Source organism: Allocoleopsis sp. (genome assembly GCF_036703385.1).
In the GTDB taxonomy this organism is placed as follows: Bacteria; Cyanobacteriota; Cyanobacteriia; order Cyanobacteriales; family Coleofasciculaceae; genus Allocoleopsis.
This window is the reverse complement of the sequence record NZ_DATNPA010000559.1, coordinates 1-16,201: the sequence shown is the minus strand read 5'-3', so window position 1 is coordinate 16,201 and position 16,201 is coordinate 1. Positions and strand designations below refer to the sequence as shown.

Genomic DNA, 16,201 nt, shown 5'->3' with positions numbered 1-16,201 from the left:
AAAACAGAACAAGGCAGTGATTGGGGGCAACGACCCCTCACGGCAAGCCAATTGTACTATGCCAAAATGGATGCGGTTTATGTCGCGCAGGTACACCATCGGCTGTTACAGATAAACGAGCCTGACCCAGCAACTGAGGATATAGAAGCACTCACCTTGAGGTATCGGCAGATCGAGCATCGGTGGAGGCAGTTGGATACCGAAATGAATCAAGTCAAAGAACGCTTGAAAGCGGCAATGGATGCACAAAAGGTCAAAGATTTTAAGGGGTTTCGGTTGACCAGTCAAATGCGAACGACCAAAAAAGTTCCCTTCAGCCCGTTGGCAAAAATGACGCAAGAAATGGGGATCGACCTGGATTTATCGGTCACGCTGACCAAGCAACTTCAGAAGGAATTAGGAGATGCGATCGCACAACTGCCCGTGGAAGAAGAGAAAACAACTGTTTTGCAGCTGAAAGTGGCTGAGCAGGAAGATGAAGAATTGCCGTTTTAAGCAGTCAAGCGTCAGGAGTAACACAAGTCAATGAGTTCAAAGCTTTGTAATGGCTCAATTCTAGACTCTTGAGTCTGGCTTTAAAGTCAACAATCACTGACTTATTTACCAACTTGTCCGAAATCAGCTTCCGCAAACTTGTAAAAGCTCTATAACGAATTTTCGTCCAAAGGAAGGCTTATCATGCATCCCGATTTATTAAGCCGCAAGCAGACTCACTTTGTCCTATGGCGTCCGGGAAAGGTGGAACCTGCTCCCACCCTCTACATTGGCAGCATCGATCCCGAAAAGCCAGACCGACTCGCTAAATTAGGAGAATTTTCGCTTCATCCATCGGCGGACTTTCCCGAACTATGGGAGATTTCAGCACAAGAGTGTGGTTTGGTTGAGGGAACAGTCTACTTTTACTGGTTTAAAATCCGCAATAGTGACCCCTACGACTCTGCCAATGCCAGCCAAATCATGTACTGCTCCGATCCCATCGCTACAACTGTGGAGCGACGGATATCTGCTCCCCTACCGCAGCACGTACCGCAGGACTCAACGGGAGTCGCTAGCTTCGATCCGGCAAGTGTCGTACTTTATCAGAATGCTCAGCTCACTCCTTGCGATCCCCAAGGGCAAACCGTTAATTGGGAAGGCGATGCTCCTCTAGAGTCACTGCCTACCAATAATCGACTGATTATCTACGAATTACCAACCCGTTGGGCTCGGATTAACTCAACAGGAGGGGTAGAAGAGGGCAACGGCACCTTTCGGGACGTACTAGCGCTGTTGGTGCCAGAAGATAACGCTCCTACTTTTCCCGCACTCCGCGCCCTCAACAACCGCGCTCATCTTGTGGAACTCGGAGTGAACGCCCTAGAACTGCTGCCCCCAGAAGACAGTGACGATACTCTAAATTGGGGCTACGGCACAGCTAACTATTTTGCCGCAGATTTCGATTTGGGACGCCCAGATCATCAGGTGCCACCCACGGCTTCTACGGATTTAGCCAATCTAATCAAAACCTGTCATCAGCATGGATTACGTTTTTTCCTCGATGTGGTGATGGCGTTCTCCCGGAATAATCCTTACCACAACGTTAATTTTCTAGATTTTTACCTCAAATGGGGCAGTGGTGACCCAGAACAAGGCTCAAGAGATGGCTTTGGTGGGGATTTATTCAAGTACAACTATTGGGTGGAGGGCTATCACCCGATTACTGGGCAAAAATCAAGCTTTGTCCCGGCTCGTGAATACATGAAAACTCACATTGCCCACTGGTTGGACTATTATCGGGTGGATGGACTGCGGCTCGATAGTGTTAACAACATTGCCAACTACGACTTTTTGCAGGAATTCAAAGATTTTTCCCACACGATTTGGGATAAACGGGGTGGAATGAGCGATCGCTTCCTAGTAGTTGGGGAAGAATTAAGTGTACCCTTGGCTCTCGTCCATCAACATCGCTTGGATGGATTGTGGAACGAAAAATTCAAGCAAATTATCCGGCAGGTGATTTTAGGCAAGAATCCCTCTGACGAACCTAGCTTTGAATGGAGTGTCCGGAAATTAATTGACTGCCGCAACTTAGGCTTTACAGATGGTTCTCAAGCCGTAAACTACCTGACTTCCCACGATGTTGGCGGCATGGGTAACGAACGCTTCTTCAACTGGCTGGCTAATAATGGAATTGACCGCACTGAGCCGCGCATCAAGCTGGCATTTGTCTGTCTACTCACGGCTGTGGGAATTCCTATGATTCTGGCAGGGGATGAATTCGCCGATCAGCAGGATTTGAATCTCAGTGACGAGCATGGTAGTAATAAACAGGTTGATCCAGTTAACTTCAGCCGTGTTAAAGATGATTGGCGGCAACGCATCTTCCAATACGTCGCGAGGTTGATTCGCTTGCGCAAGTCTTCTGATGCTTTAGCTGTAAATGACACCCAGTTTATTCATTCTGACTTCAATGAAGGTAAGCGGGTTTTAGTCTGGCAGCGCGGCAATAAAGCCGATCAGCTGGTGGTTGTAGTTGCGAACTTCTCTGACTACGGTACCCCCCCAGGCTCGGAGTACAAAATCCCGAATTGGCCTGCAACTCCCGCTGGCAAACAGTGGAAGGAAATCACTCAAGAGCGAATGGTTCCCTCGAAATGGGTAGGCAGAGAAGGCATCTTTCCTTGGGAAGCAAAGGTATATACCCTGGTCTAATTAGGACTGACGCATAATCGGTAATTTGGTTACTCCCCCAAATCTGGGGGAGTTATATAGCGTTTCCTAGTCTGAAGTTAGTTAGCTCACATCTTGCACCTTCTCAATAAGGGTCGGGTGGGGAGTGGAGTGTCCATCCTACGAAATCATAAGAGCTTTCTGGGCTGTGATTTTCGCAATAAGACGATGGTGCAAGATATGAGTTAGCCAAAATCGCCAAAAAGATTGGCTTGAGTTGAATTCAGGTAATATTCACTGCTGATTTACTGGGTACGCTATAGTGAAAGACCCAGTAAATCGAACGCTTGTTGTTGTACAGGAGTCAGTTGCGTAATCTTGGTTATTGCGAGGCAGTAGAAAGCGGCTTGGCTTGAACAGTGTTTTTAACAACCGTAGCGAGGTCAGCCAACAGAGACTGAAAACTGTGTATTCTCAAAGGTCTTTGGTTTTTGACTTTTGACTTTTGACTGACGCTGGGTGCTGGAATTCATTTCCAGCACAGGAAGCGCAGTCGAAGACTTTTGACGTGCAAGGGAGCGGTACTAGTTACTTCCGCGACTAAGGAAAAAAAAGGTAGTCAACCCAGATTTGATATGACTTGTTCATTAACACGCCCTGTGATACTAATCACATAAATACTAGTTATTTGATCACCATAGCCAGTGATTGCAAACGACAAAAATGTACAGTGGAGACCTCTTACCTATGTCGGCGTAACCTATTGTGGCTAGCAGTCCTCAACACAAATATACAAATCTCTCTAAAATTCACGAAGGCATCGCCACCCTCATTTATCGCGGGACTCGTGAACCCGACTCTACCTCAGTTATCATCAAAACCCTCAAAGCCGAGTATCCTACTCTTGAAGAAATTACCAGGCTCAAGCATGAATATAAAATTCTTCAGCTTCTGAATGTTGAAGGAGTTGTCAAAGCCTTAAGCTTAGAAACCTATAACAATAGGTTAGCGCTAGTTTTAGAGGATTTTCAGGGAATCTATCTTCATCGCTTTCTCAACAACCAAAAAATTTCCGTTCTTACCTTTCTTTCTCTTGCTCGCCAGCTAGCAGAAATCCTCCACAAGCTACATCAAAATCACGTTATTCACAAAAATATTAAACCGCACAATATCCTAATTAACCCTCAATCCGAACACATCAAACTCATTGACTTTAGCATCGCCTCTCGTCTGTCGAAAGAAAACTTGACAATCAGCAATCCCAACTTTCTCGAGGGTACTCTTGCCTATATGTCTCCAGAGCAAACTGGCAGGATGAACCGCTCACTAGACTACCGCACCGATTTTTATTCTCTAGGTGTCACTTTCTATGAAATGCTAACAGGTCAGTTGCCCTTTGTGAGCAATGATCCGCTCGAATTAGTGCATTGCCACATTGCTAAAACACCAGTGCCGGTTCATCAGCTAAATTCTGAAGTCCCACTAGCTGTGTCATCCATCATCATGAAATTGCTTGCCAAAACGGCGGAAGACAGATATCAAAGCGCCGTTGGACTCAAGGCAGACTTAGAAGAAGTTTGGCAGAAACTGCAAGCATCGGGACAAATTGAAGGCTTCATTCCGGGGAGGTTAGATCGATCGAGTTCTTTTCTTATCCCTCAAAAACTCTACGGGCGCGAAGGTGAAGTAACAGCTTTAATGAATGCCTTTGAGCGAACTAGCAAGGGAGCCAGTGAGATGATGCTAGTTTCCGGTTATTCAGGTATTGGTAAAACCTCAGTTGTGAATGAGGTTCACAAACTAATTGTAGCCAAACGTGGCTATTTTATTACAGGAAAATTCGATCAATTCAAACGGGATATTCCTTACGCTGCTCTGATTCAATCCTTTCAAGAATTGATTCAGCAACTACTAACTGAAAGCTCAGAGCAAATAGCCGTTTGGAGAGCGAAACTGGAAGAGGCAATTGGTTCAAATGGTCGAGTCATTACCGATGTCATTCCCGAAATCAAACTCATTGTTGGTGAACAACCTGAAGTTCCGCTTTTAGGGCCAACAGAATCTCAAAACCGCTTTAATCAGATTTTCAAACAATTTCTTAGCGTGTTCACCAAAGCCGAACACCCTCTAGTCATTTTTCTGGACGATTTACAGTGGGCAGATTTAGCCTCTTTGAAGTGGATAGAGCTGCTGATAACTGACCCAGAGAGTCAATATTTACTGTTGATAGCCGCCTATCGAGATAACGAAGTAACTCCAACACATCCTACCATGTTGACGGTAGAGGAAATTCAAAAAGCTGGAGCAAAAGTTAATAACATTGTTCTCCAGCCTTTAGAAATTTCGACTGTCGCGCAATTAGTAGCCGATACACTCAACAGAGCAGAAAACTCAAGAGAATTAGTTGAGCTACTTTTTAAGAAAACTCAAGGCAATCCCTTTTTTATAACTCAGCTTTTTCAAACACTTTATTCTGGACAACTGTTATCTTTTGACTTTGCAGCAAATTGCTGGACTTGGGATATCAAGCAGTGGGATATTAAGCAGACTGAAGTGCTGGGAATTAATAACTCTAATGTTGTTGAACTTGTCGCCAGAAATATCAGCCAACTTCCGCAAGTAACGCAGCAAGTTTTAAAATTAGCGGCTTGTATTGGTAATCAATTTACCTTGGATATTCTCGCGATTGTTAGTGAAGAGATGCCATCAAGCACTGCTAACAAATTGTGGTCAGCACTTCAAGCGGGTTTAATTCTACCTCTGAGTAATGACTACAAAATCCCTTTAGTGTTTGAAGAGGGAGACTGGCGATTTGAAGCTGAACAAAGCTCTGTACCTAACGGCTCACCTAGTGCCGCTACATTAACGCTAACTCAACCCCCAATCTCTTACAAGTTTTTGCACGACAGAGTGCAGCAAGCTGCCTATTCTTTAATTCCCAGCGATCGCAAAAAAGCCACTCATTGGAAAATTGGTCAATTGCTGTTAGAGAAAACAGCTAAGTTTTCTTTGGAAGATAATATATTTGATATTGTAAATCAGTTGAATATTGGGCTAGAGTTCATTACCTCCGAATCTGAAAAAGAAGAACTAGCTAATCTTAATTTAATAGCGGGCCGGAAAGCGAAGGCGGCAATGGCATATGAGCCTGCTGCTAGGTATTTTAATGTGGGGCTAGAATTGCTGGCAGAAACGGGCTGGGAGAATCACTATGATTTAGCGATCGCACTGCATATCGAAGCGGTGGAATCGGAATACTTAAGGATTAATTTCGAGCGGGCAGCTTGGCTAGCTGAAATTGTCCTAGAACGGGCTAATACTCTACTCGAAAAAGTGAGGATTTATGAGCTGCAAATCCAGTTTTATAATGCTCAAAATCAGATGCTCAAAGCCCTTGATATTGGATTGCAAGTCCTAACACTCTTGGGCGTTTCTCTCTCCTCTATACCTAGTGATAGTCATCTGCGAGTAGAGTTGCCTGAACTGACCAACTTAGAAAACCTGCCAGTGATGAAAGACCCTTATAAACTGGCGGCTATGCGGATTCTCAAGGCTATCAGTTCTTCTGTGTTTATTGCCAAGCCGGAGCTTTTGCCGCAAGTTATCTTGACGATGGTCAATCTCTGTATTGAAAACGGTTATTCAGCGCTAGCCTCTTATGCCTATGTTTGGTACGCCACACTATTGTGTGGCAGAATGGGCAACCTGGATGCTGGATATCATGCTGGACAACTAGCCTTAAGGCTCCTACAGGAATTTAATGCGAAAGAACTTAAATGCCTAGTATTTACTCTGTTTAATTGCTGTGTCAGACACTGGAAAGAACATAGTCGAGAAATATTAACCCCGTTTCTTGAAGGGATTCAAAGTGGTATTGAAACTGGAGATCTAGAGTATGCGGGTTATTCTATTATTGAATATTGCACTCACATTTTTTTGACAGAAGAACAACTAGAAATAGTTAGCAATAAACAATCGCAGTATATAGATTTACTGGTCAAACTCAAACAAGAGTATGCCATTTATCAGACAAGAATATGGGGGCAGCTAACATTAAATCTCCAAGGCTTAGCGACGGATAAATACTGTTTAATCGGTGAAATATTTGACGAATCAAAAATATTACCTATTCTGATAGATGCTAATACTTATGGTTCTCTGTTTTATATATACATTGCTAAATCTATTCTCTTTTATTTGTTCAAAGAATACGATAGGGCGATCGCCTATGCAAAGTTAGCCTCAGAACATGAAAGCAGCGTGACAGGGTTAGTTATTGTTAGCTTACACAACTTCTACTATTCGCTGGCTCTACTCGCCCAGTATCCCCATGCTGAATCTCACGAGCAACACCAGTACCTGAGCCAAGTGTCAGAAAATCAAGAAAAAATGAAACAGTGGGCGTACCATGCGCCGATGAACTATCAGCATAAGTATGACCTAGTGAAGGCAGAGAAAGCACGAGTTCTGGAGCAAAATTGGGAAGCCGTCGAGCTTTATAACCGAGCCATAGTTGGAGCTAAGGACAACGGATACATCCAAGACGAAGCCTTAGCGAACGAACTGGCAGCAGAGTTTTATTTGACGAATGGAAAAGAAAAGATGGCTCAAACCTATCTGAAAGATGCCTACTATGGCTATGCTAGATGGGGAGCGAAAGCTAAAGTTCAAGACTTAGAAGCAAGATATCCACAGCTCTTTGCCAGAGTTGTCTCGCGCCAAACTCCTACCTCCCTCACCCCAGGCGAAACAATAGTCCCTGGTTCTAGTAAAACGACCACCTCAACAATGATAGAAGATTCGAGAGTGCTGGATTTAGCGACAGTGATGAAAGCCTCTCTTGCCCTTGCCGAAGAAATTGTTCTTGACAAATTGTTGTCAAAGTTCATGAAGGTCATCCTTGAGAATGCGGGTGCACAAAAGGGCTTTCTCATTATGGAAAAGTCAGGCAAGTTGGTCATCGAAGCGGCAGGAGCCATTGATATTGAACAGGTAATGGTGCTGCAATCCATTGCAGTTAAGAACAATCCCAATATTCCAGCCGCTATTATCAACTATGTTGAACGAACTCAGCAAAATCTGGTTGTAAATGAAGCAGCGAGAGAATCCATTTTTGCGACTGACCCTTACATCGCCGCCAATCAACCGAAATCGATTCTGTGTTCCCCGATTATCAAACAAGGTAAGCTGCTTGGTATTCTTTACTTAGAAAATAATCAATGCGCGGGTGCATTTACAAGCGATCGCATCGAACTCCTCAACATCCTCACATCCCAAGCTGCCATCTCCTTAGAAAATGCTCGGTTGTATAACAACGTAGAAACAGCCAATTCACAACTCGAAGTAGCCAGACTGCAACTAGAAGAGTATTCCCACACCTTGGAAGCCAAAGTAGAAGAACGCACCCAAGAATTACAAGAGAAAAATCGCCAGTTAGAACAAACGCTCCTCGAACTCAGAACCGCCCAAAGACAGATCGTCGCCCAAGAGAAACTTGCGTCTCTCGGCGCGTTAACCGCAGGCATTGCCCACGAAATTCGCAATCCTCTCAACTTCGTCACGTCCCTCGCCTCTCTATCCGAGGGATTAACGACTGAACTGTGCAACACACTTGACAGTCAAATTGAACGCCGAGAAGAGGCATCTACAGACACGATTCATGAAATCCTAACTTACCTAAAGCGAAACGTTAGTGAAATTTACCAGCAGGGACAAAGAGCCAACACTATTATTCAGAGTATGCTGCTGCACGTTCGCTCTAATAAAAGCCAGCGTCAAACAACCGACTTCAACACCCTTGTTACTCAAGCTGTCCAGTTAGCGTATCATAGCCAACGAAATCGAGATAGTGATATTAACCTCACCCTCAACATTAACTGCGACGATGCTATCAGTAAACTCGAGTTATTTCCCTCTGACTTCAGTCGCGCCATTATTAATATTGTCGATAACGCCTGCTACGCCGCTATGGTTAAGCACAAACAGGGCGATGCTTCCTTCACCCCCATAGTTAGCGTCACGACCAAAAATCAAGGTGCAGTTGTTGAAATTCGCATTCGGGATAACGGGACTGGAATAGCACCAGAAATTCGAGAAAAAATCTTCCATCCTTTCTTTACTACCAAGCCAACTGGACAGGGAACGGGTTTGGGTTTATCTTTGACACACGACATCATTGTTGGACAGCACCGAGGCACACTGGAGGTGCAAAGCGAACCCGGAGTCTATACCGAATTTTTTATTACTTTGCCGAAAAATTTGGGAATCAGTAATAGGCAATAGGCAAGTCCAAATTGAAGAGGTTGCATAGGTAAGTTGCACGTTTTGGTAATAGGAGAAGAGGTAATTGGTGAATTTTTGGGTCGATAAGGTTTTTCCATCTCCCTATTACCTATTCTCATTACCAGTTCCTTTCGATAGGCAAGTGGCAGGCACGACAGCTTACCTATTGATTTGGCTGGGACTCTCGCCTAATCTTAGGGCAAGCTGGGCGCAGGTTAGGTTCCAAGCAAAGCGAAGCTCGTTCCCCAAAGGGGAGGACTTTACGCCGCGCTCCTTTGTATCGTTTCAAAAAGCGCGATCGCGCTCACTGGCAAATACGCCTCAATGGGAGTACAGAGCCTGCTTGCACCAAAGCTAGAGTTATTATTTTCTGAGCAAAGTGTTCAACGAGTGAGGGGGAAGGTTTAAATGTCAACACTGCTAATTTCAGGGGGTACGATTCTTACCAGCGATGATGAGAATAGCGTTATTGAGAATGGCTATGTACTGGTAGATGGCAACATAATCGTGGAGGTAGGCAGCGGTCAACCAATGGCATCCAACTGTGACGAAGTGATTGATGCTTCAGGCTCGCTGGTTTGTCCGGGTTTTATTAATGCCCATACTCATCTTTGCATGATTTTCGGGCGTTCCTTGGGCAGCGATCGCTCTCTACTTCATTGGCTCTCAGATTCCCAACTGCCACTGATGCGGGCGCTGGAAACAGAAGACTATGCACTGAGCATGGAGTTGGGGGCGATTGAGAATATCAAGGCTGGTAACACGACAATTTGTGAAGTTTTTGTCAGCCCCCACTATGCCGATGGCGTGGATGAAGTCTCTATCGCTAGCCTGGATCGCACGGGTATCCGCTCTATTTTTTTCCGTTGTAGCAACGATGAGTCATTTCTTGACGAGGCATTCCTTGAAACCCGACACAACATCATTAAACGTTCAGAACGCCTGATTCGCCATTGGAAAAACAATGCCCGAACTCGCGTTGGGATTGGCCCTTTAGTTCCTTGGGGAGCCAGTGCTGATGCCTTTGAGGATGCCGTCCAGCTGTCGCAAGAAAACAATGTCATCATGCACCTGCATACAGCAGAGACACCTGAATACAACGACTTGGTGCGACAGCGTACCGGGAAAAGCAACGTTGAGATGCTAGCTGATGTAGGTGTCCTGGGCGATCGCACCATGCTAAACCATTGCGTCCATCTTTCAGACCATGACATTGGGCTAATTGCTGAAACGGGTTCCCATGTTATTCACGACCCCACCAGTAACATGCTACTGGCTGCCGGAGTGGCACCGATTTCCAAACTGCGATCGGCAGGGATTAACATCGGTCTAGCCTGCGACGGACCATCCTGCAATAATACGCAAGACATGATTCAAGTGATGAAGGATGCGGCATTGCTACAAAAAGTCGTAACCCTTCAACCAGACGCATTGATTGCCAAAGATGTATTCGCGATGGCAACCCGAGGCGGTGCGCGAGCGATTGGGATGGGGTCGTCGCTAGGGTCAATTCAGACGGGATTTCTCGCTGACCTCATCTTGATCGACACTCAAGTTCCCCACCTCACCCCGATGCACGATCCTATGGCTACCCTCGTCTACTCGGCTAGGGGTTCTGATGTTCAGACCGTAATTATTGATGGACGAATTGTGATGCAAGACAGACATATTACCACAGTCGATGAAACAGAAATTCTAGTGAAGGCACGGGAACGTGCTGTGCGAGCGCGTCAATGTGCAGGCTTATAACTTATAAAGCTATGCTATGTGGTTAATAAACAGGCTTGACTCCACTGTATGACAGCTAAAATCCTCGTAGTCGATGACGAGCCCCTCTTAGAATATGTAATCCAACAGCACTTCCGGGAAAAAATTCGCAGTAACGAATTAGTGTTTTCGTTTGCTAGCAATGGTAGACAAGCCCTAGAACAACTGGAAAGCGACCCTCAGATTGGAGTGGTGTTAACGGATATCAATATGCCAGAAATGGATGGGTTAGACCTGCTCAGTCACCTTAAAGAAAAAGACTCCACTCTCAAAGCAGTCGTCGTGTCGGCCTATGGGGATTTAGCCAACATCAGAACAGCAATGAACCGGGGGGCTTTCGACTTCTTAACGAAGCCAATAGACTTCAATGATTTAGAACTTACGCTGCAACGAAGCTTGGAGTCAGTGCAGCAAACCAGAGCCGACGTAACTCAACTCCAACAAGCGCAAACCTATCTGATTCAAAGCGAGAAATTGGCAAGTATTGGCGAACTCGTTGCTGGAATTACCCACGAAATTACTAATCCCGTCACCTTTATTTTAGGTAATGTCGAACATGCTGAAAACTACTTTCACGACCTAATTAACGTCTTAAATCTTTATCGGCGATACTGCGTCGAAAATATACCAAGAATCCAAGCCGCAATCGAAGCTGTTGAATTGGACTTTGTACTAGAAGACTTGCCCAAACTGCTCAACTCGATGAGAGAGGGAACAGAACGGCTCGATTCTATCTGCAAATCAATGAGGACTTTCGTTCGTGCTGACACCTCAGCGAAAGAGTTGTTTGACATTCATGAGGGCATCAGCAGTACCCTGATTATTCTCAAGCATCGGCTGAAAGCTAACGATAGCTGTCCAGAGATTGAAGTGGTCACAGACTATGGAGACTTGCCCTTGGTAGAGTGCTATCCCGGACAGCTCAATCAGGTGTTTATGAATATCTTGGCTAATGCGATCGATGCCTTGGAAGACTACAATTTATCACGAACTGAAGCAGAGATTCAAGCAAATCCTAGTAGAATTTACATTCGCACAGAAGCGATCGCTAATTACAAAATTGTCATTCATATTGCTGACAATGGTCCCGGCATGACCGAGGAAGTCAGGCAGAAGCTATTTGACCCATTTTTTACAACGAAACCTGTGGGAAAAGGTACTGGTTTGGGGTTGTCCATCAGCTACCAGATTGTGGTGTGGAAACACAACGGTCAGTTGAAGTGCAATTCAAAACAAAGTCAGGGGACGGAGTTCGTGATTGAAATTCCAAGGCATCAGCCATCAATTCAAGCCAATACACAGGAGTGAAGTCAAAAGGTTGTTCAAGATGAAGTTTTTGATAAGGTGAAGGCTAGCTCATCGACTATTTCAATCAGTAACTGAGCTAGAAGAAGTATTAAATAAGCTTTTGAATGAGGGTGAACTGATTATCAAATGGGGACGAAAAATCAAAAATAAAGGAAATGCTGTTAATGCAAGTTAGATGCGCGACAGCTTATTAGGTTCGTAGTTGTGCTTTAGCGCTAAAGTGCAACTACGAACTTTTCCATTTTTATTAAGGGCATATCAGCGGACATCATAGTACCCTTTTCCAATCAAAAAATATCTATAAATATGCCAGACAATAACCTCATCAGAGGCATCGAAGACGTTAAAATCCAGTTGGAGAGTGATAACGTCGGGCAAAAGATTGCAGCTCTTTCTAAAGCGTTAGAGTATGGTCAAGAAGGCTTGAATCTAGTCATTCAAAGTCTGGATGATGAATTATGGCAGATACAACATGCTGCTTTTATGCTACTAAGGCAGAGGTCATTCAGGTCAACACCTCAAGTTAAAAAAGCACTACGCCGTTACATAACCATTGATGGTCAATATCCAGATGAACGCCAGGAAATTAAACGTTTTTTGTCAGATTCTTCTTGGGCTACCCAAAACGAATATGGCTCTAGAGAGCCACTCCCCGAACTACTGCAATTTATGAAATGGGGGGAAGTACTCGTAGATGATGCTAATGCCACTAGCTATCGCTTTGAAGGGATTATTATTTATATCGTTGATTGTCAAGAAAATAGGAAAGTGTGGCGATGTTTATCTTTGGGAGACGGTGGAGAACTGACAATCCCTTTAAAGTTCTTACAAAAAAAAGGGTATAGCTATTATGTTCGTGACCTGCTTCTGGTAAATGAAGATTTAAGAATGAATTTATCCACTATTAATTGGAATGAATTTCTGGTGTTTAGTCCAGATGAAGATATAACACCAGTGGTCATCCATGCCCGAAAGAATGATTTAAAAAAAGGCGACGAAGGTGAGTTGTTGGAGAAAGACGGAAATTGGTTCATTATTTCTAAAGAATTCAGCGAGATCAAACTCCCTAGAGTTAATAACTTCTACCGCATTCCGAAGAGCTATTTAGCGCGTCTTGGTTACTCTTATTACCACCAAATTAGCCAGTTACATCAATTGCCACTCATTGGCTACCTCTCATCTAAAGAATACCTAGATTTTTTGAATCTTCAGATTTTAGATTTTTTATCATTGAAGCCAATTTGGAGTCCTTCGTAGTAGACTTGCTGTTATGGTGCCTCTATAGGCCAGTTTTCACTCAGGATCGAGGAAGCGTCCAAACAATGCTGAGTCAATCAAAGGATACCATTACCTGGCTCAAAACACTGGCAACTCTGTGTGGAGTGGCAGCAACAGCCTTGAGTGCTTTTCCCGCATGGGCACAAAGCACCTTGCCTCAAGCCAGCTCATCGGCTCCTGTCATCGCTCCTTTGAAGAACGAAGACCCTGCGTCCAATCTTAACCCTCAGAGTCTACCTGTCACTGATACCGTCACGCCTACAACAACCTCTCCTACACCCTTCGCGATGCCTGTGACATCTGAGCCAGAGACATCAGCCGCTCCCCTAACCTTTGCCCCCACCCCTTCACTGGCTCCCCTAACAGTCCCGACAGAGACATCGGCAGCTCCTCTAATGTTCGCGCCCACCCCCTCACTGACTCCCACAACGCCTGCACCCTCACCCACAGCCGTTCTTACGACGACTGAACCTACACCCGTGGCAACTGGGGCTACCTCCACACCCCAAACTCTGAACAATCCTGATACTTCCTCTTCCGGGACTCGCACAATCACCAATCCGAAATTCCTGCGGTTTTAAAATTTCAGCCCATCAATTTTAGTTTTTGGTCAAGGGCAGTAAAATTCCCACATTCCCATTTTCATCAACCAGTACTCTACTTTAGTAAGCTAGATTAGTTCTTGCCGAACGAGGCAACGTTTCTCCAAGAGGATTCTATTAATGGGATTGATCATTGCCACAGTTAATATGAAGGGTGGTGTAGGGAAAACAACCCTCACTGTGAACTTGGCTACTTGCTTGGCAAAAAATCACGGAAAGCGTGTTTTAGTGGTCGATTTAGATTCACAAATCAGTGCTACCCTGAGCCTAATGCAACCTCAAGAATTTGCCAGGGTTAGGAGAGAAAAGCGCACCTTAAGTCAGCTCATCTATAAAGAAATTAAACCCAATAATCGAATTAAGCGAACGACACTAGAGGTTATTCAATCTGATATTTGTCAAATCTCAGAGCTAAGTTTATTGCCCGGAGACATTGACCTTTATGATGAATATTTAGTCTCTGAGCTTCTCCACAAAAAAGCGTCTAATAATGATAATTGCGATTTTAGCGACGTTTGGAATGGCTTTGAACAGGAATTAATAAAGGGGATTTTAGCACCCGTAGTTAATGACTACGACTTTATTATTCTAGATTGCGCTCCGGGTTACAATCTTTTAACTAGAAGTGGGATTGTTGGGAGTAACTTTTATTTACTGCCAGCTAGACCAGAACCTTTATCGGTTGTCGGAATTCAGCTCCTAGAAAGACGCATTGCCAAGCTTAAAGATAGTTATGGTGAGGATAGCTCTTTCAAGTCGCAATTATTAGGGATTGTGTTTATTTTGTCCAGTGGTGGTCTTTTTGATCGCTATTACAAACAGGTGATGCAGCGAGTTACTGCAGAATTCAGTCCGGCTCAACTGTTCGAGAATCGTATCCCGATGGATGTTAATGTGGCGAAAGCCGTAGACAGTTTTATGCCTGCCGTTCTAGCGACACCGAATTCCGCTGGCTCTAGAGCATTCGCCAAGTTAACTGAAGAATTTTTACAAAAGGTGGAGAGTTCTGACAGTCTGTCTCAAGCTTCTCAACCTCAGATGAATTTGGTTAATTTGGAGTGATAAGCTGTCGTGCCTTAAAAATGCACAACAGATGGGAGCCGGGAATGGGGAATGGGGAATCGAGTACCCCTTTAATTCTTCTGGTAATGAGCAGTGATCAACTGTTCACTGTTCACTGCTCATTGCTCACTGTCCACTGTTAAAATTGACCTTCTAAGGCGGGGACACAACGATCGCACAATAAAGGATGCTCTGATATTGTGCCAACACGGGTGGAGTAATTCCAGCAGCGATCGCATTTCTGCCCCTCCGCTTTCACTACACCCACAGATAGCTTGTCCGACTCACTCTTGTAATCCGCCTTTTGGATTGCTTCCTGGGAATCAAGGACTTCCACCTGAGATGCTAAAAACAGATAGCGCAACTCATCCACCCGATCACCACTCAGACTATCCTGGGGATTGAGTGCTTCTAACTGCTTGCGCAATTCTGAGTCTGCAACAGCGAGTAACACCTTACTATCTAGCGAAGCACCAATCATCTTCTGTGTTCTCGCTTGCTCCATCACCTTGTTCACCTCAGTGCGGATACCGCGCAACGATGTCCAAGATGCGGCGAGTTCCGGTTTTTTCCACTCCTCTTCTAACTTCACCCACCCCGCCTCAAACACAGACTGATAAGGCGTCTTGTAGGGGAGGTATTGCCAGATGTCCTCTGCCAGGTGACACAGCACCGGTGCGATCGCGCGTGCTAAATTTTCTAGTGCGATCGCCATCACCGTCTGACAACTACGACGGCGAGGCGAGTCAAGAGCACTGATGTAGAGCCGATCCTTGGCAATATCCAAATAAAAGTTCGACAAGTCCACCACGCAGAAATTCTGCACCGTCTGGAAAAAGCGGAAGAACTGGTAACTCTCGAACGCCTCAGTAACGTCCCCAAATACCTCCGTTATTCGGTGCAGCATATAGCGGTCTAATTCGGGAAGCTGCTCATAAGGCACCGCATCCTTGGCAGGGTCAAAGTCGTGCAAATTCCCCAAGAGGAAACGCGCCGTATTGCGGATTTTGCCCCGAATATCCCCCAGTTGCTTGAAGATATTCTTGCTCTGGGCGATATCGGAGGAATAGTCTGCCGAAGAAACCCACAGGCGCAAGACATCAGCCCCATACGGGGGTTCCTCTTTCTGGTTCTTGCCACCTTGAATGACCACCGCTGGGTCAATCCCATTCCCCAGGGATTTACTCATCTTGCGTCCCTGCTCATCCACCAAAAAGCCGTGGGTTAGGACAGTTTTGTAAGGGGCAATGTCA

General features: G+C 45.0%; 9 protein-coding genes and 2 pseudogenes. 10 read left to right on the top strand and 1 reads right to left on the bottom strand.

Features of this window, described 5'->3' with window-relative positions; all coding sequences use genetic code 11:
• The 10 genes and pseudogenes from V6C93_RS27335 to V6C93_RS27290 form a co-directional block, all read left to right on the top strand.
• Positions 1–495, top strand: a pseudogene (locus V6C93_RS27335) (ribonuclease D); the annotation flags it as partial.
• A 183-nt stretch (positions 496–678) separates the two neighbouring features.
• Entirely contained in the window at positions 679–2,691 is a 2,013-nt protein-coding gene (locus tag V6C93_RS27330) for an alpha-amylase family glycosyl hydrolase (protein WP_333479826.1), read from the top strand.
• A gap of 723 nt (positions 2,692–3,414) precedes the next feature.
• A complete protein-coding gene (locus V6C93_RS27325; RefSeq protein WP_333479825.1) occupies positions 3,415–8,931 on the top strand; it encodes a trifunctional serine/threonine-protein kinase/ATP-binding protein/sensor histidine kinase in 5,517 nt (1,838 codons plus the stop codon).
• A 67-nt stretch (positions 8,932–8,998) separates the two neighbouring features.
• Positions 8,999–9,289 (top strand): hypothetical protein, encoded by a 291-nt coding sequence (locus V6C93_RS27320; protein ID WP_333479824.1) that lies wholly within the window; start codon positions 8,999–9,001, stop codon positions 9,287–9,289.
• A gap of 50 nt (positions 9,290–9,339) precedes the next feature.
• Complete coding sequence (locus V6C93_RS27315; protein ID WP_333479823.1) at positions 9,340–10,680, top strand: amidohydrolase; 1,341 nt, start codon at positions 9,340–9,342, stop codon at positions 10,678–10,680.
• A gap of 48 nt (positions 10,681–10,728) precedes the next feature.
• The gene (locus V6C93_RS27310; RefSeq protein WP_333479822.1) at positions 10,729–12,006 is read left to right on the top strand and encodes a sensor histidine kinase; all 1,278 of its coding nucleotides are present in this window, start codon (positions 10,729–10,731) and stop codon (positions 12,004–12,006) included.
• 43 nt (positions 12,007–12,049) lie between these two features.
• Positions 12,050–12,181: pseudogene (locus V6C93_RS27305) on the top strand (IS630 family transposase); the annotation flags it as partial.
• A 131-nt stretch (positions 12,182–12,312) separates the two neighbouring features.
• Positions 12,313–13,263, top strand: a complete 951-nt coding sequence (locus V6C93_RS27300; RefSeq protein ID WP_333479821.1) for a hypothetical protein — start codon at positions 12,313–12,315, stop codon at positions 13,261–13,263.
• Positions 13,264–13,328: 65 nt separating this feature from the next.
• The gene (locus tag V6C93_RS27295; protein ID WP_333479820.1) at positions 13,329–13,865 is read left to right on the top strand and encodes a hypothetical protein; all 537 of its coding nucleotides are present in this window, start codon (positions 13,329–13,331) and stop codon (positions 13,863–13,865) included.
• A 141-nt stretch (positions 13,866–14,006) separates the two neighbouring features.
• Positions 14,007–14,948, top strand: a complete 942-nt coding sequence (locus V6C93_RS27290) for a ParA family protein (protein WP_333479819.1) — start codon at positions 14,007–14,009, stop codon at positions 14,946–14,948.
• Positions 14,949–15,087: 139 nt separating this feature from the next.
• On the opposite strand, the gene V6C93_RS27285 is transcribed toward V6C93_RS27290, so the two are convergent.
• A partial coding sequence (locus V6C93_RS27285) for a class I tRNA ligase family protein (RefSeq protein ID WP_333479818.1) occupies positions 15,088–16,201 on the bottom strand: 1,114 nt, incomplete at its 5' end.